The 25696-nt window shown below is 39.3% G+C and carries 29 protein-coding genes; 4 read left to right on the forward strand and 25 right to left on the reverse strand.

Annotated features, from left to right (window positions below; all coding sequences use genetic code 11):
• The first annotated feature begins 29 nt into the window (after positions 1-29).
• Positions 30-1319, forward strand: a complete 1290-nt coding sequence (locus FM071_RS07490; protein ID WP_193110301.1) for a glycosyl hydrolase — start codon at positions 30-32, stop codon at positions 1317-1319.
• On the forward strand, positions 1316-2293 hold the full coding sequence (gene waaF, locus FM071_RS07495; protein WP_193110303.1) for a lipopolysaccharide heptosyltransferase II: 978 nt from the start codon (positions 1316-1318) through the stop codon (positions 2291-2293). The genes FM071_RS07490 and waaF overlap by 4 nt, the downstream gene beginning before the upstream one ends.
• On the opposite strand, the gene FM071_RS07500 is transcribed toward waaF, so the two are convergent.
• From FM071_RS07500 to rfaD, 3 genes are read right to left on the reverse strand one after another with little or no spacing between them, the layout of a single operon-like run.
• The gene (locus FM071_RS07500; RefSeq protein WP_193110305.1) at positions 2290-2877 is read right to left on the reverse strand and encodes a YfaZ family outer membrane protein; all 588 of its coding nucleotides are present in this window, start codon (positions 2875-2877) and stop codon (positions 2290-2292) included. The two genes, waaF and FM071_RS07500, sit on opposite strands and share 4 nt — an antisense overlap.
• Positions 2871-4301, reverse strand: a complete 1431-nt coding sequence (gene rfaE1, locus FM071_RS07505) for a D-glycero-beta-D-manno-heptose-7-phosphate kinase (protein WP_193110307.1) — start codon at positions 4299-4301, stop codon at positions 2871-2873. The genes FM071_RS07500 and rfaE1 overlap by 7 nt, the downstream gene beginning before the upstream one ends.
• Positions 4301-5308 carry an ADP-glyceromanno-heptose 6-epimerase gene (rfaD, locus tag FM071_RS07510; protein WP_193110308.1) on the reverse strand — a complete coding sequence of 336 codons (1008 nt, stop codon included), beginning with the start codon at positions 5306-5308 and terminating at the stop codon, positions 4301-4303. The genes rfaE1 and rfaD overlap by 1 nt, the downstream gene beginning before the upstream one ends.
• A 112-nt stretch (positions 5309-5420) precedes the next feature.
• Here rfaD and FM071_RS07515 point away from each other — a divergent pair, with 112 nt between their 5' ends.
• Complete coding sequence (locus tag FM071_RS07515; RefSeq protein ID WP_193110310.1) at positions 5421-5708, forward strand: c-type cytochrome; 288 nt, start codon at positions 5421-5423, stop codon at positions 5706-5708.
• A gap of 41 nt (positions 5709-5749) precedes the next feature.
• Here FM071_RS07515 and ccoS read toward each other — a convergent pair whose 3' ends face one another.
• From ccoS to FM071_RS07615, 20 genes are all read right to left on the reverse strand, one after another.
• Complete coding sequence (gene ccoS / locus FM071_RS07520; RefSeq protein ID WP_193110312.1) at positions 5750-5968, reverse strand: cbb3-type cytochrome oxidase assembly protein CcoS; 219 nt, start codon at positions 5966-5968, stop codon at positions 5750-5752.
• A gap of 9 nt (positions 5969-5977) precedes the next feature.
• Positions 5978-8368, reverse strand: a complete 2391-nt coding sequence (locus FM071_RS07525; RefSeq protein ID WP_193110314.1) for a heavy metal translocating P-type ATPase — start codon at positions 8366-8368, stop codon at positions 5978-5980.
• A complete protein-coding gene (locus tag FM071_RS07530; protein ID WP_193110316.1) occupies positions 8361-8843 on the reverse strand; it encodes an asparaginase domain-containing protein in 483 nt (160 codons plus the stop codon). Before FM071_RS07530 ends, FM071_RS07525 begins: the two co-directional genes overlap by 8 nt.
• 3 nt (positions 8844-8846) lie before the next feature.
• Entirely contained in the window at positions 8847-9359 is a 513-nt protein-coding gene (gene gmhB, locus FM071_RS07535) for a D-glycero-beta-D-manno-heptose 1,7-bisphosphate 7-phosphatase (protein WP_193110318.1), read from the reverse strand.
• 268 nt (positions 9360-9627) lie between these two features.
• Complete coding sequence (gene gmhA / locus FM071_RS07540; RefSeq protein WP_283949401.1) at positions 9628-10212, reverse strand: D-sedoheptulose 7-phosphate isomerase; 585 nt, start codon at positions 10210-10212, stop codon at positions 9628-9630.
• Between the two features lie 135 nt (positions 10213-10347).
• Positions 10348-12162 (reverse strand): citrate/2-methylcitrate synthase, encoded by a 1815-nt coding sequence (locus FM071_RS07545; protein WP_193110321.1) that lies wholly within the window; start codon positions 12160-12162, stop codon positions 10348-10350.
• A gap of 9 nt (positions 12163-12171) precedes the next feature.
• On the reverse strand, positions 12172-13512 hold the full coding sequence (locus FM071_RS07550; RefSeq protein ID WP_193110323.1) for an ATP citrate lyase citrate-binding domain-containing protein: 1341 nt from the start codon (positions 13510-13512) through the stop codon (positions 12172-12174).
• A 79-nt stretch (positions 13513-13591) separates the two neighbouring features.
• The gene (locus tag FM071_RS07555) at positions 13592-14794 is read right to left on the reverse strand and encodes a glycosyltransferase family protein (RefSeq protein WP_193110325.1); all 1203 of its coding nucleotides are present in this window, start codon (positions 14792-14794) and stop codon (positions 13592-13594) included.
• Positions 14791-15360, reverse strand: coding sequence for an anthranilate synthase component II (locus FM071_RS07560; RefSeq protein ID WP_193110327.1), 570 nt, complete (start codon positions 15358-15360; stop codon positions 14791-14793). The genes FM071_RS07555 and FM071_RS07560 overlap by 4 nt, the downstream gene beginning before the upstream one ends.
• Before the next feature lie 48 nt (positions 15361-15408).
• The gene (locus FM071_RS07565; RefSeq protein ID WP_193110328.1) at positions 15409-16209 is read right to left on the reverse strand and encodes an ABC transporter permease; all 801 of its coding nucleotides are present in this window, start codon (positions 16207-16209) and stop codon (positions 15409-15411) included.
• A gap of 1 nt (position 16210) precedes the next feature.
• Entirely contained in the window at positions 16211-18094 is a 1884-nt protein-coding gene (gene flgK, locus FM071_RS07570; RefSeq protein WP_193110330.1) for a flagellar hook-associated protein FlgK, read from the reverse strand.
• Position 18095: 1 nt separating this feature from the next.
• Positions 18096-18524: a hypothetical protein gene (locus FM071_RS07575; RefSeq protein ID WP_193110332.1), complete on the reverse strand. Its 429-nt coding sequence runs from the start codon at positions 18522-18524 to the stop codon at positions 18096-18098.
• Between the two features lie 25 nt (positions 18525-18549).
• Positions 18550-18759: a flagellar biosynthesis anti-sigma factor FlgM gene (gene flgM / locus FM071_RS07580; RefSeq protein ID WP_193110333.1), complete on the reverse strand. Its 210-nt coding sequence runs from the start codon at positions 18757-18759 to the stop codon at positions 18550-18552.
• An 85-nt stretch (positions 18760-18844) separates the two neighbouring features.
• Entirely contained in the window at positions 18845-19153 is a 309-nt protein-coding gene (locus FM071_RS07585) for a rod-binding protein (RefSeq protein ID WP_193110335.1), read from the reverse strand.
• A complete protein-coding gene (locus tag FM071_RS07590) occupies positions 19153-20199 on the reverse strand; it encodes a flagellar basal body P-ring protein FlgI (RefSeq protein ID WP_193110337.1) in 1047 nt (348 codons plus the stop codon). Before FM071_RS07590 ends, FM071_RS07585 begins: the two co-directional genes overlap by 1 nt.
• 41 nt (positions 20200-20240) lie before the next feature.
• Positions 20241-20846, reverse strand: a complete 606-nt coding sequence (gene rsmD / locus FM071_RS07595) for a 16S rRNA (guanine(966)-N(2))-methyltransferase RsmD (protein WP_193110339.1) — start codon at positions 20844-20846, stop codon at positions 20241-20243.
• Positions 20836-21216, reverse strand: a complete 381-nt coding sequence (locus FM071_RS07600; RefSeq protein WP_193110340.1) for a hypothetical protein — start codon at positions 21214-21216, stop codon at positions 20836-20838. The genes rsmD and FM071_RS07600 overlap by 11 nt, the downstream gene beginning before the upstream one ends.
• Positions 21217-21218: 2 nt before the next feature.
• A complete protein-coding gene (locus tag FM071_RS07605) occupies positions 21219-21935 on the reverse strand; it encodes an exonuclease domain-containing protein (protein ID WP_193110342.1) in 717 nt (238 codons plus the stop codon).
• On the reverse strand, positions 21929-22483 hold the full coding sequence (locus FM071_RS07610; protein WP_193110344.1) for a hypothetical protein: 555 nt from the start codon (positions 22481-22483) through the stop codon (positions 21929-21931). The genes FM071_RS07605 and FM071_RS07610 overlap by 7 nt, the downstream gene beginning before the upstream one ends.
• Positions 22484-22900: a hypothetical protein gene (locus FM071_RS07615; protein ID WP_193110346.1), complete on the reverse strand. Its 417-nt coding sequence runs from the start codon at positions 22898-22900 to the stop codon at positions 22484-22486.
• 98 nt (positions 22901-22998) lie between these two features.
• Between FM071_RS07615 and murA the strand changes: the two genes are divergently transcribed.
• Complete coding sequence (murA, locus tag FM071_RS07620) at positions 22999-24267, forward strand: UDP-N-acetylglucosamine 1-carboxyvinyltransferase (protein WP_193110348.1); 1269 nt, start codon at positions 22999-23001, stop codon at positions 24265-24267.
• Here the strand turns inward: murA and FM071_RS07625 are convergent.
• Positions 24264-24641, reverse strand: a complete 378-nt coding sequence (locus FM071_RS07625) for a heat shock protein transcriptional repressor HspR (protein WP_193110350.1) — start codon at positions 24639-24641, stop codon at positions 24264-24266. The genes murA and FM071_RS07625 overlap by 4 nt on opposite strands.
• A gap of 14 nt (positions 24642-24655) precedes the next feature.
• Entirely contained in the window at positions 24656-25561 is a 906-nt protein-coding gene (locus tag FM071_RS07630; RefSeq protein ID WP_193110352.1) for a DnaJ C-terminal domain-containing protein, read from the reverse strand.
• Positions 25562-25696: the final 135 nt, after the last annotated feature.

Here is a 25696-nt window from a genome sequence, read left to right on the forward strand (position 1 = left end):
TTTATCTTAAAGTAGGTATAATCACGCTTATGAAAGAACCTTTTGCATGGGATGATTATTCCGACCAGCCGGCACTACTGAAAAATAGAGCATACAAAAAAACGATGCGCAAACGTGAGAGCCGATCTTTACTTTACACTATCGTTTCTTCTTTGCTATTTATTCCTCTCTCACTTTTGGCCATGCCTTTTGTCAAGCGTAAAGAGATAGATACGAGCAAATTTTTCTCTCTAGTTGTTGACTTTGAGAGAGAGCCTTCCCTCACGCAGGAGCTTATTGACGAGCTTGGAGTTGAGAGTATCTTACTGCGTCTTAAACTTTGGGAGATGCATAAACTGCCTGAACTTAAAAATTTCATTCAAAACAACAGCAATAAAAAGATCATCTTAAAAATCATGCAAGACCGAGAGCATGTAGAAGATCTGAAACTTTTACAAAAAAACCTAGAAACCATTTTTACAGAGTTACAGCAAAACGTAAATGTTTTTGAGATCGGCTCAACAATAAACCGTTCAAAATGGGGGTTTTTCTCTGTAAGAGAGTATCTGCATTTCTACAAAGTCGCCTATGATCTTAAAAAATCAGATTTTCCAAATATAGAACTTATCGGCAGCGGTGTTATCGACTTTGAATTCCACTACACGGCTCACACACTTTTTAACTTTTGCAAATGCAAATACGACGGCATTGCTTCGTTACTCTATGTTGACAGACGCGGTGCACCGGAAAATACACAACTTGGATTTAGCCTTATAGATAAGATAGCACTTCTAAGTACTATGGTATGGCTTTCACCAAAGACGAAACAAAAACTCTACATCACGGAGACAAACTGGCCCATAAGCAGCACTGCTCCCTATGCACCTACGAGCGAATATGAGTGCGTGAGCGAAGAGCTGTATGCTGACTTCATGCTGCGTTACTATCTTTTGGCGTTTGCCACACAACAAGTTGACAGTGTCTCATGGCATCAGCTTATCGCTCCGGGGTACGGACTGATCGACAATCGAGAAGGCATTAGAAAACGAGAAGCTTATGATACGTACAAGTATATGCTCAATATCTTGAAAACTGCTCAATTTTTGCGACTTGATATCAAAAGAGGCTACTATATCATACAGTTCTGGGTCAATGAACAGCTGTTGCAAATCCACTGGTCCATGAATGAAACCACACTCAAAAATGAAGACTTCTTTGAAGTTTATTCAAAAACAGGACAAAAGATAGAAGACGAGATACTTGAGATCGGCTCTTCTCCTCTGTATATCTTTATCACCAAAGAGGTCGGTCAAAAAGTTAATGCAAGTGAGCGAATATGAAAATACTGATAATTTTACCAAACTGGCTTGGTGATGCCGTCATGGCAACACCTGCCATTGAACTTTTGGCAAAGCACTACCCTCACGCAAGGTTTACATTTATAGGCTCGTATGTCAGTATTGAAGCATTGAAACACCATCCACTTTGCGAAAAAGCGATTGTCGATGAGACAAAAAAAGCATCATCACGTCTGCTTGCGACTTATAAACTCGCACGTGAGCTTGGACCTTTCAACATGGCCATCACCTTTCGTAATCAGCTGCACTCTTCACTACTGCTTCGCTTCACGGGCACCGTACTTACCATTGCCAAACGTTCATGGCATTCCATGTTTCTTCTCTCTCATACACCAAAGATAAAAGCCGATAAACATCTCGTTAAGCAGTATGCCAAACTTGCCATGACAAATGTGAGTGATTTTTCCTTTGATGAAATTGGACCTCTGAAGCTCTACATTGAGCCGAAAGATTTTGAAAAACCAACACTCGGCATCAATGCCGGAGCTACCTACGGCAGTGCAAAACGCTGGTATCCCGAACGCTTTGCCCAAGTGGCAACTGATTATGCCGACAAATATGACATCATTATCTTTGGCGGACCAAATGAAGTGGAAATGGCAAAAGAGATTGAAAACAATCTCAAAACTTTGGGTATCACAAATTACACAAACCTTGCAGGAAAAACAAACATAGAAGAGCTCTGTGCCAATATAGGCGGCTGCTCACTCTTTATCACCAATGACAGTGGTCCTATGCATGTGGCAGCTGCCTATCAGGTTCCGACAGTCTCTATTTTTGGTCCGACAAAGTACAAAGAGACATCCCAATGGATGAATGAAAAAAGCAAGCTGGTTCGGCATGAGATGGAGTGCAGTCCATGTATGAAAAGGGAGTGTCCGCTTGGACATCACGAGTGTATGAAGAGTATTACAGCTTCAGAGGTGAGTGAAGCTGTAAAAGAGTTAGATTCCTAAAAACCTATTTTAAATCCTATGTACCAAGAAGAGTTGTAAGTAAAATCGCCATTTCTACCTTCGTAATCAGTATCAAGTTTTCTATAACCAACTGTCAGGTTACCATTTTTGATAAGTTCAATGTCATAACTTAAACGGTATTCCATAAAACTGTCTGCTTTTGAAAATGCAAGTACTGAAGGTGCATAGTATAACTGACCATTAAGATGCATAGGTACAAAATCTGCTGCCGGAATTCTGTATGAAAATTCCAATCCTAAAGGAACAGAAGTAAAATCTTTTGTATGATTCAGTTTTGCTCCTAATCCAACTTTCATACCATGATTGCCAATTGGTCGCATCATCAGGAAATTCACCTCATAAAACGGGTCAATATCTGCATGTTCATCATCAGAATGATCCGCATCGGCATTTAAAAATCTACCGCCTACGAACATTGTATTTGGTTCAACAGCATCGTTAAACTGTCCTATATCAAACTTAGCATTAAGTTCCAAATCTTTATCATTAATATTAATTTCACCTGTATGCATTGCAAATGCTGCAACAGTTGCTGCACTTAAAAGTGTCATTTTCTTTAACATGTCTGTCCTTGTATCTTTTCTATAGTTTTTGTTGTACTTTTGCCATCGACAAAGTCCACAAGTTTCAATTCTCTAGCAAATTCTGTACCCACAACAGTCTTTCCTTCGTAATCTCCGCCTTTTACAAGCACATCCGGAGCTATCATTTTTATAAGTTCATACGGTGTATCTTCTTCAAAAGGTACTACAAAATCGACCGCTTCAAGTGCTGCAAGCAAATAAGCTCTATCTTCTGCGACATTGACAGGACGCGTCGGCCCTTTGAGACGTGAAACAGAAGCATCGGAGTTTAACCCGACGATTAAGACATCCCCAAAACTTTTAGCGATTTGAAGATACTTCACATGACCCACATGCAGAATATCAAAACAACCATTTGTAAAGACGACTTTTTTGCCCTGTGTTTTATAACGCTGTACAATGGCATCGATCTCTTCAAATGTTTTGATGTGTGCATCGGAAGTACTTTTATGCAGGCTTGCTTCATACTCTTCTATCTCATCTATCGTAACCGTAGCCGAGCCGATCTTACCGACAACGACACCCGCTGCAAGATTTGCAAACTGTGCTGTTTCATCAATATCTTTCCCTGCACTCAGGGCATAGGCAATAGAAGCAATGACCGTATCTCCTGCACCCGTTACATCAAAGACCTCTTTGGCAACAGTCGGAAAACGTTTCAACTCATCATCATAGATAGCGATACCATCTTCAGAAAGCGTAATGAGTGAAATATCCAAGTCACACTCACTCTTTAACGTAAGCAAAGCCTCTTTGAGTGAACCTTCGTCATCTATCTTCATTCCTGTTGCGAACTGTGCCTCTTTTTTATTTGGTGTAAGCAGGTAAGCACCTCTGTATTTACTAAAATCGCTCCCCTTTGGATCGACCAACACTTTCACGCCATTTGCATTTGCCAATGCAATGACACCCTGACATAAGGTCTCAGTTAAAACACCTTTACCGTAATCTGAGAGTATCAGTGCATCATACTCTTTTATACCCTCTTTGATAGAATCCAAAATTTTCTCTACTGATACATCTTCAATGGCATCTTTACTCTCTTTATCATAACGTAATATCTGCTGACTTACGGCTATGACGCGACTCTTTTTCGATGTCTTGCGTCCTGCCTGAATAATAAGCTTCTGCGTATCTACGGCTATCTCACGCAGCATCTCACGCAGCTCTTCTCCATTGGCATCATCACCGATAACACCGGCGACACTTACCTCTGCACCCAAAGCTTTGAGATTATTTATGACATTTCCTGCTCCGCCAAGTACCGTTGTCTCTTTTGCGACATCGACTACCTGTACAGGAGCTTCCGGGCTTATGCGTTCACAGCTTCCCCAGAGATAATGATCTATCATCAGATCCCCAAGAACTAAGATATTGGGCTTCGCCTCTTTTAAGATATTCATTATTTTTTTACTTCTGTTTCATAAATGCGTTTAATCTCTGGAACATAAGCCTTGATGCCCTCTTCCATCTCATAAGCAGGCGCATATCCTAGGTACTCTTTCGTATCTTCTATATCTGCCTGCGTAAAGAACTGGTACGATCCGACATAAGGGTTTGGAATATACTCACACGTTGCCGATGTGCCAAGCTCACGCTGCAAGATATCAACGATATCTTGGAAACTTCTCGCTTTTCCTGTTCCTACATTGTAAACACCGCTTTTTTTCGGAGCCATCGCTTTGATATTTGCCTGAATGATATCTTCTATATAGATAAAGTCACGCAGAATTTTGTCACTGCCTTCAAAAAGACGCGGATTTTTACCTGCTAGAAGCTGATGACCAAATTGCAGTACCATAGAAGCCGTCGTATTTTTAAAATACTCACGTGCGCCATAGACATTAAAATAACGAAGTCCGACGATGCTGATATCTGAATTTTTCATATAATCGTAGGCGATGTTATCCATCATCACTTTTGAAAAGCCATAGACATTATTTGGATCTTCATGCCCCACTTTAAAAGTGTCACTGCCTCCATACGTTGCTGCAGAAGATGCATAGATCATATTGGCATCGTGTGCCACTGCAAGATCGAGCAGATCTTTAAAAGCATTTACATTTGTCTTTATCATAAGATCCTGCTCTAATGCAGTCGTGTCGGAAATAGCCGCTTCATGGAAAATGTAGTCGAACTTATAATTGACCTCAAGGTCCAAAAGCAGGTCCTTATCATTGATATCTCCACTGATAACTTCACCATTAAAGCCAATGAGATTTTTAAAATGTCCAAATGATTTTAAATTTCCGTTACTTAAAGTCTCACCGCTTCGAAAACTGTCAAGAACGACGACATGTGCATCCGGATGATTCTCTTGAAAGTAAAAAGCAAGGTTGGCACCGATAAAACCTGCCCCTCCAGTTATCAGTATTGTCTTATCTTTTAGATCTTCTTCAATATATTTCATTTTCTATCCATAATAAATTAATTTTAATAAAATGATACCTTTTAATTCATTAACAAGTATTTAAGAATTTAACTAATATAATGCAGATGAAACTTTATATCAAGGAAATAAAATGAAAAAAATCGTAATCGCTTCAATCGCTACTTTAGCATTAGTAACAGCTGCATCTGCTGCAGTAAATGGAAAAGCATGTGCTGCATGTCATGGTGCTAACTGGGAAAAACACGCTATGGGTAAATCTAAAGTTGTTGCTGAAATGAGTCACGCTGATATCGCTGCTGCACTTAAAGGTTACAAAGCTGGAACTTTCGGTGGACCAATGAAAGGTGTTATGAAAGGTCAAGTAGCACGTTACTCTGATGCTGATTTAGAAGCTTTCGCACAAACTATCGGTAAATAATTACCTTTGAATCACCTTTTTAGGTGATTCATTTTTCTACATTATTCTGGTTTATATGCCTTTTTTCTTAACTCTTCTTTTTTACGTTCAAGATTTGCAGCATCATTAAGATCCTCTACTCCATCGAACTTCACAGCATTTAAAAATTTCTCTTCATCATCGAACTGTCCTTTTTTTATTGCCCATATCAAAGCAACAACAGCAATACTTCCCAAAAAGATGGAAACTCCAAGCATCATAGCTATAATCCAATTACTCATTTTTTATCCTTATTTGTATCCAATTTTTATTCGTAGAGAATTACCAACAACTAGTAGAGAACTGACACTCATTGAAATAGCTGCTATAAGCGGTATGATGTAGCCAGCCATTGCTAGTGGAATAGTAATGCCGTTATAGACAAGAGAAAGCCAAAGATTCTCTTTTATCATTGTAAATGTCCGTTTTGAAATCTTAAAACTGTCATAAAGAGAGGCAAATGTGTCATTTAAAAGGACAACATCACTGACTTCAATGGCGATATCACTGCCGTTACCCATAGCGATGGCAATATCCGAGCTGGCAAGCGCTAAAATATCATTGACACCGTCGCCTGCCATCACAACTGTTTTTCCTCTTGCATGCAGTGATTCTATATAATTCGCTTTTTCTTGTGGTGTCATTTGAGATTCCAATTTTTCAATACCAACCATCGAAGCGACTCTTTGTGCACTTTTTGCATGATCTCCTGTCAGCATGACAACATCGATTCCCATCTTCTTGATTTTGCTAATCGCCTCTTTTGCATCCTCACGCGGCATATCAAAAAGTTCATATTTTCCTAAAAGTTCATCGTCATAGGCAAAATAGAACTCACTGTTGTGGCTTGAACTGTCAACATCGATGCCGACAGCTTTCATCAATTTTGCATTACCGCCTGCGAGCATTTTACCTTTATACATTGCCGTCATCCCCTGAGAAGCAATATTTTTAAAGCTCTCAAGCAGATAACATTTCAGTGTTTCATCATAGATATGATCGGCTACTGCCTTGGCGATCGGATGTTTTGAATTGAGAAGCAAAGAGTTCAGCAGTGAAAGGTCAAACTCTTTTTCTATGACACTGCTGACAACTTCTGGATGCCCCTGGGTGATCGTACCTGTCTTATCAAGCGTCAAGACATCGGCTTTTGCCATCGTTTCAAGTTGAGCCGCTTCTTTAAAGAGTATCCCTTTTTTTGAAGCGATAGAGAGTCCTACAAGAGTTGCCACCGGTGTAGCAAGTGCCAAAGCACATGGACAGGCAATGACTATCACGGCAATTGCGATCATAAACGACTGTTCAAAATTCGCTGAGTAAAGATACCAGCCGACAAATGTAAAAAAGGAAAGTGCGAGAATGACCGTCGAGAAGTATTCACTAAGCTTGTTGGCGAGTTGCTGAATACGAGGTTTGTTGTTCATCGCATTTTCAAGCAGTGAGACAATATTGCTCATTGTCGAATGCGCATAATCTTTCGTTGCCATATATTTTATATCTGCATCGATGCTCACCGTGCCGCTGATGACTGTATCACCTTTTGTTTTAAAGATCGGCTCACTCTCTCCTGTCAAACTCGATTCATCAAAATTCCCACTGCCCTCAATGATCTCACCGTCAATAGCGACACGATCACCGCTGTTTAAAAGAATGGTCTCGCCAACAAGAACATCATTGACATTTTTTGTTACAATCTTTTCATCTTCAATAACCTGAACATCACTCACAAGATGCTGGCTCATGATATCAAGCGTATCGGCAATACTTTTCTTTGAAAGCACCTCTAAGAACTTACCGACAAGCACAAAAGTAACAATCATCGTAACCGAATCAAAATAGGCCTCGCCATTTCGTGTCAGTGTGATATAAATAGAATAAATGTAAGTTAAAAGTGCACCCGTAGCGACAAGCGTATCCATATTGACCGTTTTTGTCTTCATACCGTAGTACATACCTTTAAAAAAAGGCCAGCCGCTATAAAAGAGAACAGGTGTAGCAAGAACCCACTCTCCAATATTGAGAATATTCTTTATATCGCCGGAGATTCCTGTAAAGTATCCCGCATACTGTGCAACCATGATAGTCATCATATTCATCGTTGCAAATACGGCAACGGCTATTCGCACATAGTAGTCTTTTCTCTCTTTGTTGGCTTTTTCTTCCTGCAGGGAGGCATCATAAGGGTAGGCATTGTAACCAATGGCACGTATCATGTCGATGATGGCGGAAAGTTTTACTACATTATCATCCCAAACAATCTTGGCTTTGTTGTTTGTATAGTTGATATTCGTGGCAATGACGCCGTCCATATTTGTCAATGCCTTTTCGTTCAGCCAGACACACGCAGCACAGTGAATACCTTCAATGATAAGCGATACTTCTAAGAAACCGTCTTCTCCCTTTTTGACAAAACGTTCATAAAATGCCGGTGTATCAAAGTTTGCAGAATCTTCATACTGCTGTGAAGGTGGTGCAAGTTTTTCTGAACCGAGTTTTTGATAGAAGCCGTCAAGCCCCTGATCTCTCAAAAGATGAAAGACACCCTGACAGCCGTTACAGCAAAAGTAATGCCCGTCATCTTCTATCATGACCTCTTTGGAAAATTCTAAATGGCAATGATCACACGCAATTTTTTCAGACAACTTGAAATTTTCCTATTGCTGGATTTTTTTTGAGTTCCTGCCATGGTTTGACATAACCGTTCATGCAGATATAGACACCTGCTATCTCTTGCACCTCAGCAAAACCTATTGCCATACCGAGATTAAAACTTGCTTCTGATCTGTCAATGCTGTAAGGCTTCATAGCACCTGTGAGTACAATCACCCTGTCATCAAAAAGCGTATCAAGAAACTCTGCCGTTTCATCCATTGTATCTGTTCCATGAACAAGTACGAACTCTGCTTCATCCGATTCGGCTATGATGCTTGCAATGCGTTTTCTGTCTTCTGTATCCATATCAAGGGAGTCTTTATAGACAACACCCGCAAGCATATAGTGATGCTTAACCGAAGCCATTATCTCATCGATGGCATCATTGTCATAAGGCACTTCCAAAACACCCGTTTCTTCATTGTAGCGTTTATTAAATGTTCCGCCGCTATTAAGTATTAACATTGTTCACTTCCAAATTTCATCTAATTTTTTTACAATTTTTGTCGCTTTTGAGTTGCTCACGCAGCCGCTCTCATCCAAAAGATAGTTCTCACGCAGACCTGCATTGAGACCTGCTTCAATATCTCTCTCTTTATCCCCTATCATAATAGAGTTTTGCAGATCCACATCAAACTCACCTGCCGCTTCCAAAAGCATTCCCGGTTTTGGTTTACGGCATTCACACACTCCTGATATTTCAGGGTGATGCGGGCAGTGATAGACCTTTGTAATAGTTACACCATTGTTTTTAAGCACTTCTAGCATCCACTGCGTGAGCTTTTCAAAATCTTCTTCTGTATAAAATTTTCTGGCAATTCCAGACTGATTCGTTACAACAAAAATCAAATAACCTAAATCTTGATAATGACGGCAAAGCTCGAAGATACCATCAATAAATTCAAAATCCTCTTGCTTGTAAAGGTACTCTTTTTCAACATTTACAACACCATCACGATCTAAAAAAAGCGCTTTTTTCACTAGACCTCTTTCCTAACCTCTGATACTCTTCAGTAAATTATACTATATGATAGTCAAGGCGGATGTTCTTCAGCGTAGCCATAACTACGGTGAAGGTTATTCAACGCAGAATATCTTATTGTATAGTTTACCCGAAGGGAGGGTTAAAAAGAATCAATCTTGCACAAAAGTTTTCATCACCGTAGCTATGGCTACGCTTCAAAAAACATTTTGCACAATCTTAACTCTTTTTAGCCCTCTGAAGAGTATCAGAGGTTAGGAAAGAGGTCTACACACCATCCCCAAAAGTCTCTTTTTCAATGATATCACAGATGATATGACCAATAAGAATGTGTGACTCCTGAATACGCGGTGTAGAGTTTGAAGGAACAACAAGTGCAACATCAGCCATTTTTGCCATCTCACCACCGTCACGACCGGTCAGTGCTACTGTTGTTATCCCTTTTTTCTTTGCACTCTCAAAGGCTTTAATAATATTGACAGAGTTGCCCGACGTAGAAATACCGATGAAGATATCTCCCTCTTGCCCCATCCCTTCAAGCTGACGTGAGAAGATTTGATCATATCCATAGTCATTTCCGATTGCAGTTAGGTTTGAAGTATCGGTTGTCAGTGCCAAAGATGGAATAGATGGTCTGTCAAAACCGTAACGCCCGACAAGTTCAGCAGCAATATGCTGTGCATCAGCAGCACTACCGCCATTACCGGCTAAAATTGTTTTTTTATCGCCTTTATAGAGATCGACACACATCTGTGCGACTTTTTCAATCTCATTCAAGAGGGCTTCATTTTCATAGATAGCCTGTTTGGTTTCATATGATTTTTTTATCTGATCTTTAATGTAGTTTTTCATAAGAGATTCCATAATTATAATATATAAAATAATAGCATAGAATTGATTATAAAAAGGTGGTTTTTAGAAGTGAAGCAATTAAAAAAAGACTAAAGAGCAAAAAGCTCTTTAGTAAAAGATGTTAAAGAGAAAAAATTAAAGTTTTTCTGCTTTTTGAACATCGTAAAGTATATCATCCATTGGGTGACGATACATTGGCATTGCAAGACGTTTTTCATCAAGTACGTGACCAATGAAACCGATTGAACGACCAACAATGAAGAATGCATTGAGTGTACCTGATTCGATAAACTCATTGATCTCTTCTTCAGAGTAACCAAGAGCTCTCCACATATCTACCATTAAGATACCGATAGTACCGTCAACGTTTAAGATAAGGTTCTCTTTTTTACTTGTAGTCAATGCTTCAACAGTTTTTGCATAGTCAAGAAGTGAATGACTTGGGAAATGTTCAGCTGCATAGTTCATAAGACCAGTTACACGTAAGTCTGGATTTTTTAATGATTTAATACGGTGACCGATACCTGGAATTGGCACACCTTCTTTTTTCATATAACCTAAGAATTCAGCTGGCGTCATGTTGTTGTCATCTGCATATTTGAAATATTTGGCAGCACCATCGATTGCACCACCGAATCTTGGACCGATAGTCAATAGTCCAGTCACTAATGCTTCAACAACAGATTTACCCGCACGTGCTGTAACTTTTGCATTATGCGCACCTGAAACAGCAGGACCATGGTCAGCAACAGTTTTGATAACAGTCTCAATGAAGTCCGTAGCCCATTTTGGATACTGTTTTTTGAACCATAGAAGTGAAATAACATCACCGATACCTTTACCTGTATCTGGAGTGGCAACTGATGAGATTGGGAAACCTGCATATGTCGCTTCTTCGCCTCTGTCATCAGAGATAGTACAAATGAAGTTTTTAGGACGACGTACTTTAGGCACTGTGTTTATCTCTGGCTCTTCAATTTCACCGATAACGCCTTTTGCTTTAAGGTCACTGTATACTTCCATAATAGTTGCCGGCAGGTCATTAAAAGTAGCCGGAACGTGAATACCTGCTTCTGCCATTGCTCTGTTTTTCGCTTCAGCTGTCTCCATGTCACCATTTGCAGATGCACCTGCGTGACCGAATTGAACACCAGAGTCATAATACTTAGCAATTGTACCGATACACCAAGCAATAATTGGTTTAGTAATCTTTCCAGATTTAACTGCCTCTATTACTTTATACTCTTCAGTACCACCAACTTCACCTAGTAAGATCATGTATTTTACATCATCATTTTTTTCCATACGAAGTAAGTTGTCAATGAAAACTGAACCAACAAATCTATCACCACCGATAGCTACACCTTCAGCAATACCATCTGCATTGATAGCAATGATGTTAGAAAGTTCATTAAAAAGACCACCCGAACGAGTTACAAGTCCACATGAACCAGCACGATGTAGTTTTGAGTTAATAATATTCTCAATAGTACCACCGATATTTGCGATTTTAAATGCACCAGGAACAATCGCACCAACAGTCGCCGGTCCAATTACAGTTACATTTAATTCTCTTGCATATGCATTCATACCACGAGCAAGTCTCTCAGGAATACCTTCTGCTGTAATCATGATCGTTTTAAATCCACCAAGATTTAAAGCTTCCATTGTTACATCATAAGCAGTTCTGAATGATGCAAAGTTTAAAAGTACATCAGCTTGCGGCTGTGCAGCTTTTGCTTCTGTTGTACTTTTGTAAAGTGGTATCATGATTTCATCACCACCCCAAAAGAATTTTTCAAACTTGTTTCCGCTTGTAGGTGCAACGATAGCTGCAACAGATGGTTTCTCTCTTTTGATTGTGTAATCATAATCAAGCATTCTTTGGATAGCAGTTTTGTTGTTATTCCAAAAAATCGCTTGTGTATCTCTAGTAAATAATTTTCCCATCTCTTCTCCTTACTTTTCTTCTAATGCCATACGCACGATATCTGTAACGTGTGTTTCCGGACCAAATACATGGATCTCAAGACCTAATCTGTCCGCAGCTTCTTTGATGTCTTTTAAACCTTTTTCATAGTTTGGTCCACCACGACGAACGTAGATTTTAACACCAACTTCTTTCATTTTTTCTGCATACTCTTCAAATGCCTGAATGATACCAGTAAATGTTTTCGCTACATCTGTAAAGTTTGCGATAGCTCCACCGATGATTAAGATTTTATCACGACCTTTAGGGTCTTTTTCTCTTGTCATTAAGTCAAGAAGTGTTTCAGCATAGAACTTAGTCTCACCTGTAGTCGGACCACCTGAATACTCACCATAATTTGCAAGGTCTTCAATTCCTGCAAAGTCAGCAATAGTATCAGCATAAACAACTGAAGCACCACCACCGGCAACCATTGTCCATATTCTAGCTTCCGGTTTTAACAATGTAAGTTTTAAAGAAGCACCAGTTTTAGCATCAGCTTCTTCAATAGCTTCTACTTCAGGAGATTTTGATTCCATTCCAAACGCAGTCGGATATTCAACATCACCCCACTCTTCAACCATCATAAATCCGGCTGTATCATCAAGTTTTGCAACCATATCCAAAAGTTCAATTTTACTGCCTTGCATTACAAATGGGTTGATTTCAAGATATGCGAAGTTGAGTTCACGATATGCTTTAAAGAATCCTATTGCAAATTTTGCGAAATTTTCTTTATCTTCTTCTTTTACATCAGCTGGAATATTAGCTTTGATCTTCTCTGCTATCTCTTCTTCTGTTGCAGTAATCGGGAATGCTACTTCTGTAACTTTTTCTTCCCAGCCCTCTTCAACTTCCATACCACCTTCAGCTGACATATAAAGAACATCTTGATCACCAACAACAGTAGCAGAAATATAGTACTCTTCTGATTGGTCATGAGGAGTAAAAGGCTCAACAATAAAATGAGTTAATTTGTCTACTTTTGGCTCACCGGTCGGTGTGTCGCCATCAAATGAAAAATATACTGATTGATCTTCTTTTGCTTTTTCATCAATCCAAGCTGCAGCTTTTTCTAAAGTCACATCACCCGGTTTTTGATCTTTAAAAAGAACAAGTCCATTTTTACCACGCTTACCAAATAACATATCTGGTTTTACAACTAATGGTTTTTCTTTCAACCATGGTTTTTCTTTTGCAGCTTCAAGCAGTTCAGCACCTGATGTTACTAAAACTGTTTCATATGCATAAGTAAAATCCGGAAAGTATTTATTCCAGTGTTTTGCTAAAATCGACTTTGCGTCATATTCTCGTATCGCTTTTTGAGCCATAGAAACTCCCTATTTTGATATTTAGGGTTAATTCTAGCATAAACTCATTTAATAAATATCTTTGCTTTCTCTTAACTTTCTATTTGCTTTGTTTATTGTTTAATTTAGTAACATTGGCTTTATAAAGAATTTTATTTTTGTAACGTATAGTAACATTTGAATCTACCTGACTCTTTAAAGGCTGTTCTTTTAAAATATTTTTTGTGCACTTTTTTATGCCGTAAAAACGTAATCTCTGCTGCATTTTCTTATCTGTTGACACACAGTTAATACCGTTGGCTTGTAAATCTGCAGCGAGTTCTTTAGCTACATTCACATTGTAGGCAAAATTCTTTTTCGGATTATCAAGAACGAGATAGAGTTCTTTGTTAAAAAAGACCACAAGAGTATTTAATATCAGAAGAATAAAGGCAAGGATGAATATTGCCCTGTATCCGCGTCTATGCTCTTTTAGACGCACTTTATACGAACTTGCGAAGGTCTGTCCAGCCAAAGGCAGAGCAACAATAAGATATGGTGCAAAATGCTCAATATTTACTTTCTGTCGAAACGAAAGAAGCAGTGAAAAAAGAAGCGCCGTTGCAGCAATATACCAGAGCTTATCTCTCTTGTCAGCAAGATAACGTCTATAAAGAACATAAAAAAGATAGATAAAAATGACAGGTGTAAATATGGCACTGTAAACACCGATAGTATCTAAAAAGTGCCCTCTAGGAAAGCCGTGAATGTCAAAACCGTAGAGATAGGATGAGAGAAAGAAAAGAAAGACATTATATGTAAACTCTTTTTTCTTGTTATGAAACAGAGAGTAAAGAGCAAGTCCCAAAAAGAGGTATACAAATCCCACATCTACAAGTGCATAGACAAAAAGCAGCAGGTAAATGAAAAATTTTGAACCCTTAGGTTCAAGATAGAGATAAAGCAACAGACCAAAAATAATAAGTCCTGCATGATTGACCATCAATGCAGAGCTGACAACTCCCGGCAAAAGAACAAAGGTAAGCAGCAGCCAGAGTCTGTTTCTCTCTTCTTTGAGATAGCGTCCTGAAATAAGATAAATTAAAACAGCACTCATAAGGTGCATTATGATAAAAACAAAACGAAGTCCAAAATCATTGTGCCCAAAAAGTGCCAATGAACTTTTCACCAGAAGTTGTAAAAAAGAGAACTCTCCATATAATATAGAGGCACCGCTTGAAGATATGGATATATGAGTGGCTTCAAAAAAGAGAACAAGTGCATCTATTCCTAAAATTAGAAATAAGATGATTTTATATTTCATATTTTTAAGAAATTTCCTATCATTTCATGTCCATACTCGCTCATAATAGACTCTGGATGAAATTGCACACCATAAATATCTTTGTCTTTTATCTTGAGTGCCATAATCTCTTCGTCATCTGTAGAGTATGCCGTCGGTTCAATTGTATCTGGCAGTGTGTTTTTATCTACTATAAGCGAATGATAACGGGTAGCGACGAATTCAGAAGGCAAATCTTTAAATATCTCGCAAGAACCGCTCTGTTTCATAACGGATGTTTTACCATGCATCATATTTTTAGCACGAACAACATCACCGCCAAAGACCTGAGCAATGCTTTGATGTCCAAGACAAATGCCTAAAATAGGGACTTTGTCTTTAAAGTGTTTAATAACATCGAGTGTGATACCGGCCTCATCAGGTGAAGCTGGACCTGGAGAGATGATTATTTTTTCAGGGTTGAGCAATGCTATCTCTTCCACACTCATCTCATCATTTCTGATGATCTTCAAGTCAGCCCCAAGTTCGCGGCAATACTGAACAATATTGTAAGTAAAACTGTCATAATTATCTATCATTAAAATCATAGATTGATTATAACTTGATTGCTCTTTTATTTTTCTTATCTACCGCAATTACTCTTGTATCTCTTTTTGGTTGGTAAGCTGCTGCAGATAGTTCGATATATTGATAAGTGAAAATGTCACCAAAAATATCATAAGCCCCGGAAAGAAACTCACCCACCATGCAATTTCCACTACATCTTTACCGCCGCTTAAAATCGTACCCCAGCTCATCTGCGGTGCAACGATGCCCAGACCTAAAAAGCTAAGACCGGACTCTGCAAGTATAGCGCCGCCGACACCAAAAGTAAAGCTGACAAAAAAGATAGGTGCCAGAAGAGGTGCATAGTACTTCAGCAGTATCTTTGATCTCTTGACTTTAGCGATGTTCAGTATTTTTATATAGGGCTGTGATGTAATCTTAAAACTCTCAGAACGAATAAGGCGTGCAGTTGTCATCCAGCCTGTAACAGAGATGATAACAATAAGCACCAAAGCAGAAGCATTAACATAGGAAACCAATGCCAAAAGCAAAAAGAATGTTGGAAATGTCAAGAAGAGATCTACAATGACAATAAAGCTCTTATCAACTATGCCGCGAAAATAGCCAGCAATAGAGCCTAACAAAAACCCTATAAAAGAAGCGATAAATGCACTGCCAACGCCAATAATCAAAGAAACTTTTCCACCCTCTATCAAACGAGCCAAAATATCTCTGCCGAGTCTGTCTGTACCGAGAAGGTGCGCTGTTGAAGGTGCTGACAAAATTGCATGAGCATCTAGCGTATAAGGACTGAGCGTATAAAAAAAAGAGCCGAAAAAGGCAAAGAAAAAGATGCCGACAAGTAAAAAGATACTGACTCTGGGAAGCACTTTACTGTTTGATTCCTAAGAGTGTCTGCATCATCTGATCTACTGTTGTAATAACCTTGGCCGCCGCACCGTAAGAAGTTTGATACTTAATGAGATTTGTCATCTCTTCATCAATACTCACTTTCGAGACTGAATTATACTCAAGCTCTGTTGAGTTAAATTGTGCTGTTACCGTATCGTTCCTTGTAATGGCCGCATTTGTACTGATACCGACATAGGTTGCCGTAATGTCAAACATACCATAAACAGTAGTATCATATTCCTGATTTCCTACGTCAAATTTATAAGACTCAAACTGCTGTTGTATCATATTTAACGCAATTCTGTTATCACCGGCAGCGGAAGAGAAGCCTGCATGTATTTTTGTCGGATTGTCACTCAGTTCAGTATTTAGTTTGATATTTTGTGCATTATCCCCATCAAAAAACCTGTGCAGTCCAAGTGCACCGGCAAAATTACTTCCCGATGCAAATTTTTCAGACGTAAGTTCATCTTTAATAGCAAAAGTATAGCCCATCGATTCCGATTGAGGGTCAATTCCCAACTCCAGACGCAACGTTCCGTCTGCCGCCGTTTGAAAATTATAAGTTATAAAATCGTCAATGTCATTATTGGCATTTGAATCACCATTATCATCGACAACTGCCTTTATCTGACCTTCAATAGAATTAGACCCAGCAATACCTGACATTGAAGTCGCGTAGTCAATATTGATCTTTCTCTGTGCCACTTCATTGCCGTCTACATCATAAACAATGATATTAAAAGCACCCGGTGTAACATTTAAAGGAGAATTCACCAAAGAACTCGTCGGACCAATGTCAGCTAAAACATTCGATGACATTTTGGTTGTTGCACTCTCGGCATAAAGATTATTCGTACTCTCGACCAAGCCTTTTGCAAAAGCATCCAAATCGGATACTACCTGTTGTAAAACGCCGTCTGTCGGCATGCCGCTAGTCGTATCGATTTTGCCTCCACGCAAATCAAAAAGCGCCCCTATCTTTCCATTTGTAACTTTCTCTTCAAAAGGAATCAAAACACCATCTTGTCTTTCATAACTCAGTGAATAAAAACCGAATTCATTATCTTCTTTTGAAATTTTGAGAGGATGGTACGAGCTGCCGTCTACGATATTAAAACCGTTCACACTCAATGTATAGCTTCCTGAACTTGTATTTGAGTTACTGTCTATTTGAATGTTCGACTCCAACTGTCCTTGTTTGACAGTAGCACCTATGAGCCGTGAGAGACTTCTTTCTATAACATTTCGTTTATCACGCAGATCATTAGCCTCATAGCCTCCACCAGCTTCCGCCACTTCAATGGAAATGTTCAAATCAGCCAGTTGCTTTGCCAAAGAGTTGACTTCATCGACATTAACAGCAAGCTGATCGTTTATCTGCATCTGAAGGTCTTTTACCTGAGCTTGTGTTTGACCAATATGTTTTGAGAGTGTTTCTGTCTGTTTTGCAAGGGCGACTTTTATGGCATCATTATCCGGATTATCGGCGAATGTCTGCCACATATTGTAATACTCCGCAAGATCAGCTTTAATGCCGACACCATCTATCTCTGGAAAATATGTAGAAAGCTCTTCAAGTGTCTGTTTTTCAAAATCGCTGTACTCTTTATCTGCCGAGACACCACTGTATCTGTCAAAAACAAAATTATCAAACACACGCTTGATATCTTCGATCTGCGTACCGTTACCTACTTGCCCTGGTCTGGTCTGCAGCGGCGTAGCTGCAGAAGTGATGACACGCTGTCTCGTATAGCCGTCTACTTCGGCATTTGAGATATTGTGTCCAGTTGTATTGATGCCGACCTGTGCTGCGTTTAAGCCGCTGTATCCAATGCCGAGTGTATTGAAAATCGATGCCATCTTATACTCTCACTTCCATGATAGTAGAATCTTTTGAGGCTACTTTTTGATAGCCCTGCATCTCTGTCGGGACAAGTCTTTCTAAAAAGCTGTTATAAAGATTGCTGACTGTGAGGACAAGTTTTGCATATTCTTTATTGACTTTATGAAGGTTGGAGAGTTCTGTTTTTAAATCTTCGAGTTGTTTATGCTGTTCTTCATTTAAAAGGTTTGGAAGTTCAATATCTGGATTTGATGTCATTAAGGATGATATCTCATGGTCAATCATCGCTTTTTTTGTTTCAAAGGCTTTAAGTTTTTCTTCTTTGAGTGACAGTCTGTCAAATTGAGGGTCATGTTCTGCTTTTTTTATATCTTCAATATCTGACTGAGTTATTTTAATCAAGTCTCGTAAATCTTCCAAAGTATTTTGTAAGTAATGAGAAAGCATCTCCAACCCCCGTATTTTATTATTGCTAAAGTAACTCGTCCGCCATTTTTTCAGCTAATGCCGACAAGTCAACTTTATACTCTCCGGCTTCTATAGCCTCTTTGAGTTTTTCTATTTTGTTCTGACTTCCGTCTTGCGACGTTGTCAACTTTGCGTTTGCCTTAACTTCTTTATTTTCATTCAAACTGTTTGCAAAAGCACTGCGAACAGCTGAAGAGTTGATATTTGAAATCATATTTTATCCTTCTACTCTGTAAAGTATTTCATTATACAGCTATATCGACAAAACTACGATTTTCTAAACCTAAATCGCAAATATTTTATGCCTTATCCCGGCTGAGATAATCATAAAGCATTTGTGAAAAACCAAAACTTCCCGCACTCGCTTTTGAAAGTTCATCTCTGTACATCGATTTGTATATCTTCTCCCCCGGATCTTTTTGTGATGAGAAAATATCTTTTTCATCTTTCATCGCATTGTCCAAAAGCATTTTGACAATGATAGCCTCAAAAGCATCCGTCTGTTTACGCAGTGCTTTATCCTCTGCGTGAGGATCGATTTTTGGTATATCTTTGTTCTGTGTCACAAGCTGTGCCTGAGCACTGAGAGCATTCAATCCATAATTCATTATATTACCTTCAGTTCAGCCGAGATACTGCCCGCACTTTTCATCGCTTCTAAAATAGAGATGATGTCCTTTGGTGTCGCTCCGAGTTTTTGCAGTGAACGAACAAGGTTGGCAACTGTCGTTGTCCCTTTTTTCGTATAGACCTCATTTTCATTCATGCCTATCACCAAATTATTATCGACTTTCATAGAACCGCTTGGCTGTGACGGGGTATCTTCTTCAACTATTTTAATAGTGATATCTCCATGTGTCAAGACAATAGGTCTGAGTTGTATATCTACTCCAGCAACGATAGTTCCAGTTTTTTCATTGATGATGATCTTTTTCTTCGGTTGATAGTTCATATCGATATTTTGAACTTCTGCCAAAAACTCGATCATCGAACGATTTTTCGGGCATTTTAGCTTAATGCTGCGTGAGTCCATCGCCACCGCTACTTGTGTGTTATAGTAAGCGTTGATGGCTTTTTGTACAGCCACGGCATTTTCAAAACCGGCATCCTTTAAAGAGAGGGTCGCATACTTTTGATGGAACATATCGATATTTATCTCACGCTCTATAAAACCGCCGTTAAATACGATCCCTGTTGTCGGATGCGTCTCTGCGCCGTTACCTCTTTGATTAAGCCCGCCGATGCTCAGCGGTCCCTGTGCCAATGCATAGATTTTCCCATCGACCCCTTTAAGCGGCGTCATCAGGAGTGTTCCTCCCTCAAGGCTTTTTGCATCACCGATGGAAGAGACCGTTACATCAAACTTGTCACCCTGACGTGCAAAAGGTTTCATTGTCGCTGTAACCACAACCGCCGCAACATTCTTTGATTTGATATCAATAGGATTCATATCTATGTTCATGGCTTTTAACATATTGGAGATAGACTGAAGTGTAAATTTTGAAGTCGTACCGTCACCCGTCTTTTTCAAACCCACAACCAAAGAGTAACCGATAATCTGATTTTCCCGAACACCTACAATGCTTGAGACATCATTGATCTTTGTTGCATGCAGTGCTGATAGAAAAAGTAAAAAAGTAAAAAGATATTTCATTTGCATAAATCCTTGCGCTATTGACAAGAATTTAGCAATTTTTATTCCACTTCAGGTGAGACGAGATAGGTTAAGGATGTATTACCGAATTTTTTGGACTTTTTAATGGAGTATACGCCTAGAGTCTGAGGAATCTCCAATCCCGTCATATGCTCTATGATAATCATCTCAACATTTTCAATCGGCAGTGATTTTATGAGTTGCATCGTCTTGTCATAGATATCTTCCATCCCTTCTCGAATGCTAAAAGGCGGATCTATATAGAAGTAGGCTTTTGTTTTGGCTTTTTTCAATCGTGCAACAACCTGCGTGATATTTTCAAAACTGTCACCCGCAAAGACTTCACACTCAGAAGGGTTTGTGAGTGAGATATTCTCTCGTAAGACCTTCACGGCATCCCTGTCTTTTTCCATAAAGTATATCTGTTTCGCTCCTCGGCTGAGTGCTTCAAGACCAATGGAGCCTGAACCCGAAAACACCTCAACAAACGTTGCACCTATGATGTCAAACTGCAATGTATTGAAAAAAGACTCCAGAACGATCGTTTTTGAACTGCGTGTCGTTGTTTTGGATGGCAACTGAAGAGTTTTTCCCTTATATTTTCCGGCGATGATTTTTTTTGTCAATTTTTTGGAACTATTTTTCATAAAATGCTTTTACTGCCCTTAAGATATTTGCCTGATACTCCTGCGTCAGGAACTCGATGCGTTTTTCTAAGATGGAAAAGTCCATTGATTCCTCTTCATCATACTCTTTTTTTATCTCCAATGCCTCTTCTTCTTTACCGTAAAGTTCTTCATATCTCTTCTCAAGAGCTAAAATAAGCTGTGATTTTGAAAAAGGTTTCTGCAAGTCTGCATCTGCTTCACTGCCAATATAAAAGCAGCGTTTATCTCCAAGACAGGCCTCATCTCGAATGATAATATCACACTTCTTCGAAGCACTCAAATATTTGTTCAAAAACAGTTCTAACGACTTTTGCAGCAGTGGTGATTGACACTCAACAGCAACTCTCATATTTATCCTTCCAGGTAGTACTCGATCGAGTACCGCAGATCATCATCCAGATTTTCCAAATGCAGCATCCACATCAGATAGCCTCTGTCATTGATGGCGATATCTTCAATGTATCTGCCACTATACTTGCCAAACGAAAACTTCTCAAGCAGCACATTCTCAAAACTGAGCCTGTTCATCTCTTCAAGCGTTGTCATCTGCGTGAGATAATCAAAAAGCAGTTTGATAACAGCGGCATCACTCAGTGCATGATGTGAAATCAAAGCATCTTTAATTCCACACTCTTCTTTGAGCTTTGCTTCATTTTTGTAAAGTTTCAGCTCATAATGCAAAAACTCCAGTGTAAATACTTCACACTCAGGAATAAGATGCTTCACGACTTTCAATGTATCTATAATTTTACCATGCCATATTAAACCGACATCTTGCAGTTTGTCCAGAACAAAAGCCATGTTATGGACTATGATGGTATTCTCTTCTCTGTTATGCTGCTCTAAAAAAGCATATGACTCACTCTCACGCAGAGCAGGTTTTTTGGCGATCATCTCATTGGTAATGTTGTGCAGTGCTGAAGCCGATGGAGGAATTTTCTTGCCTTCATTGACAAGTTCATAGTGGCTGCTCACACACTTTTCATCTTCAAAACAGAGCATACCCAAAGAGCATATCTTATCCTCTTTTTCATATCCCGTTGTCTCTATGTCTAAAAATATCAACATTTCACTATCCTGATGTTCTTGCATCGTCCCGTCATAAAGATGAACGAGAGATAGCCGCCTGCCAAGATAAAGCCATACAGTACATAGATATTAAACCAGTCAAAGAGTGCCTCATATGGTGTAAACAGATAAGTTGCAATGAGGGCGAGCACCATAAAACTTCCCACTATCCAGATAAGCAGCATAAACCATTTCCGCCAGACTTTTACGAGATTACCATAGCCGACAGGATCTATGTAACCCCTGCTTGGCTCATCTTCTTTGGCACATTTTTTAAGTCGCAGCACATATCCTGCGTGAGGACGATTGAAAAGATACTTGACACTTCGAAAAAGAGCAACGAGCAGAGCAAGATTCAAAGAGATAAAAAACCAGAAACGAAAAAGTTCCCAAAGGGCTGTTTTTATCTCCGGATCGAGAGCCGGCACTCCCTGTTTTATATAAAGCATGACAGTTATCAAAGATGCAAGGACAGCACCTAAAAAGAGATTGCATAAAACTACACGCAGTGCCCAAAAAAACCACAGTTCAAAATAAAATCTTTGCATTTAAAAACGCTCTAACATTCCGTGATAATGCTCTAAAGTCATAAAACTCTTCTCAAATCTGTAACGAAGAACAAACTCAACAATTCTCTCACGCAATGCTTCATCAACGCTCTCCACTCGACCAAAATAGGCAAGAGAGATGTTTTTACTCTTTACAGCAGCATTTTTATCATAGGCAATAGCTAAGATTTGTAGATATTTTCCTTCTTTTATCGCACCGAGATTCTCTTCTTGTAGAGATATTCCAGAGAGATTGATCGCTTTAAAATCAAAAAGATCTTCCACGTTTTTTACTTTTTCATCAATGCCAACCTGCTCAAAGAGTTCACGTAGACGTTCAAGATTTTTTTTTCGTGCAAGTTCATAAGAAGATATCTTATTTGTTAAGTTTTTTAGTCTCTCTAATGCTGAGCTCATCTTCTTTTAACTTCCCTTTAATACTAACATTTAGTTAATCGTAGTATAGCAAATTTAAGATATAATACCGCAATTTTATTAGACAAGTAAAGAGAAATATGGACTACTTAAAGATCAAAGGCAAAGCTGTACTTAACGGGAAGATACAAATCTCCGGTGCAAAAAATGCTTCACTTCCACTTATTGCGATGACCATTTTGGCAAAGAACAGTGTCTCAATTAAAAACCTGCCATCAGTTGCAGATATAAACACCCTGTTAAAACTTCTCTCAAATTTGGGAGCTGATTGTGAATTTTTAAAAGATCGAGTTATCGTAGATACATCTTCGATCAACGAAACAAAAGCAACCTATGATATTGTCAAAACGATGCGCGCTTCTATCTTAGTTTTAGGGCCGATACTAGCTCGTTTTGGACACTGTGAAGTTTCACTTCCGGGTGGCTGTGCCATTGGACAGCGTCCTATCGATCTGCATCTCAAAGCTTTAGAGCAGATGGGTGCAAAGATAGCGATAAAAGCCGGTTATATAGAGGCAAGAGCACCACAGGGACTGCAAGGTTGTGAGATCATCTTTGATAAGATTACAGTAACAGGAACAGCGAATATTGTTATGGCTGCAGCACTCGCCAAAGGTGAAACGACCATAGTCAATGCGGCGCGTGAGCCTGAAGTGGTCCAGCTCTGTGAAGTACTGCGTGATAGCGGCGTAGAAATAGAAGGTATCGGTACCGCAGTGTTAAAGATACAGGGCACAAATGGCGAACTTTTAAATATACCCGAGTTTAGCATCATTCCTGATAGAATCGAAGCAGGAACCTATCTCTGCGCAGGTGCTATAACACGATCCCAGCTCACTATCACCGATGCAGAACCGGAACATTTGGGTGCTGTTATTGCAAAACTTGAAGAGATGGGATTCACACTTGATGTTCAAAAAGAGACAATTACAATCTTCCCAACACAAACCATCAAACCTGTCAAGATCGTAACTCAGGAGTACCCTGCTTTTCCAACAGATATGCAGGCACAGTTCATGGCACTTGCAACGCAGGCAGATGGTGTTTCCATCATTGAAGAGCGTCTTTTTGAAAATAGATTCATGCATGTGAGTGAACTGCAGCGTATGGGTGCGGATATTTCCCTTAACGGACATACAGCAACCATCAACGGAAAGAGCGATTTAAGCGCCACAGATGTTATGGCAACCGATCTCAGAGCTTCAAGTGCATTGGTTTTAGCCGCTCTTGTAGCCAAGGGAGATACCAATGTACACCGTATCTATCATTTGGATCGCGGCTATGATTCCCTAGAAACAAAACTCAAGAACGTAGGAGTAGAGGTAAATAGACTTAAAGAAGGCCTCTAATCCTCTTCAAATATGATCATTTCATAGATGCTTTTTTTCGTTACAAGAGCTTTATCCGGTGAAACGGAACGGGCATTTTTCGCTGCTTCTACCTCATGACGAAGATTTGCTATCTCACGCTCCATCTCATCAACATTCTCTTTTAAGCGTAAAATAATATCTACACCTGCAAGGTTGACGCCAAGCTCACGCGTTAAGCGTAAAATCAACTTAATTCTGTCTATATCACGCTGTGAATAAAGTCGTATTCGCCCGTTTGAGCGTGAAGGTGTAATGAGATTTTCTCGCTCATACTGGCGCAGTGTCTGCGGGTGAATATCTAAGATCTTCGATACGATACTGATTAAGTATACCGGTTCATCGTAATGGTGCATATTCTACTCCTTTATTAGAGTGATTTTGGTAGTTTTTCTTTCATCAACTCTACCAAATCACTGTCTAAATCTTCAACTTTCGGGTTGACGATATTTGCTTTAAGGTAAAGATCACCTCGCTGTTTTGTTTTGCGGTTCATTGCACCCATCTCTTTCACACGGAAACGCTGTCCGTTCTTTGTATTTTGAGGAATTTTAAGTTTGATCTCTTTTTCCAATGTCTGTACAGATATCTTATCACCGAAGAGTGCTGCATAAAGCGGCACATCTATCGTTTTTACAAGATCATCTCCTTCTCTTTCATATTCAGGAGATGGAGCTACGGTGATTTTTAAGAACAGGTCACCCGCTCTTCCATTTTGCGCATGCCCTTTTCCTCTGACACGTAATTTTTCTCCACTCTTCACACCTGCAGGTATTTTGATATCAAAACGTTCTCCGTTGATAGATACAGAATGTGTTCCGCCGAGAATAGCCACATTAAATGGAATAGTGACTTTCGCTTCAATATCTAGATTTGGTTCCTGATGGAAACCACCTCCTCCGCCGAAGCCGCCAAATCCGCCGCTGCTGTATGATTGGCGACCGCCACCGCTGAAGCCGCCAAATCCACCACCGCCGCCGGAGAACATTTGACGAAGGATTTCATCAAGATCTACATTGCCTCCTTGCGATTGTGAGAAGTCATGGAAGTTTTGACCGCCGAACATTTGATCCCCAAACTGATCGTACTGCGCTTTTTTCTCTTTGTCACTCAAAACTTCATAAGCGGCATTTATCTCTTTGAATTTTTCTTCACAATCCGCTTCTTTACAAATATCAGGGTGATATTTTCTAGCTAACTTTCTATATGCTTTTTTAATCTCAGATTCACTTGCGTTCTCTGAAACTTCTAATGTCTCGTATAATGATTTGCTCATCTTTCTATCCTATAATTGTTAAGTTTATTTTCTTTAAGCAGAATTATATCATAAGAGTTGAGTGTATGTCAATCAACTATAAAGTATTTTTTAGAATTTTCTACTATCGGTAAATATAATAAAAAAGATATAAAA

The organism is Sulfurimonas paralvinellae (assembly GCF_014905135.1).
GTDB lineage: Bacteria > Campylobacterota > Campylobacteria > Campylobacterales > Sulfurimonadaceae > Sulfurimonas > Sulfurimonas paralvinellae.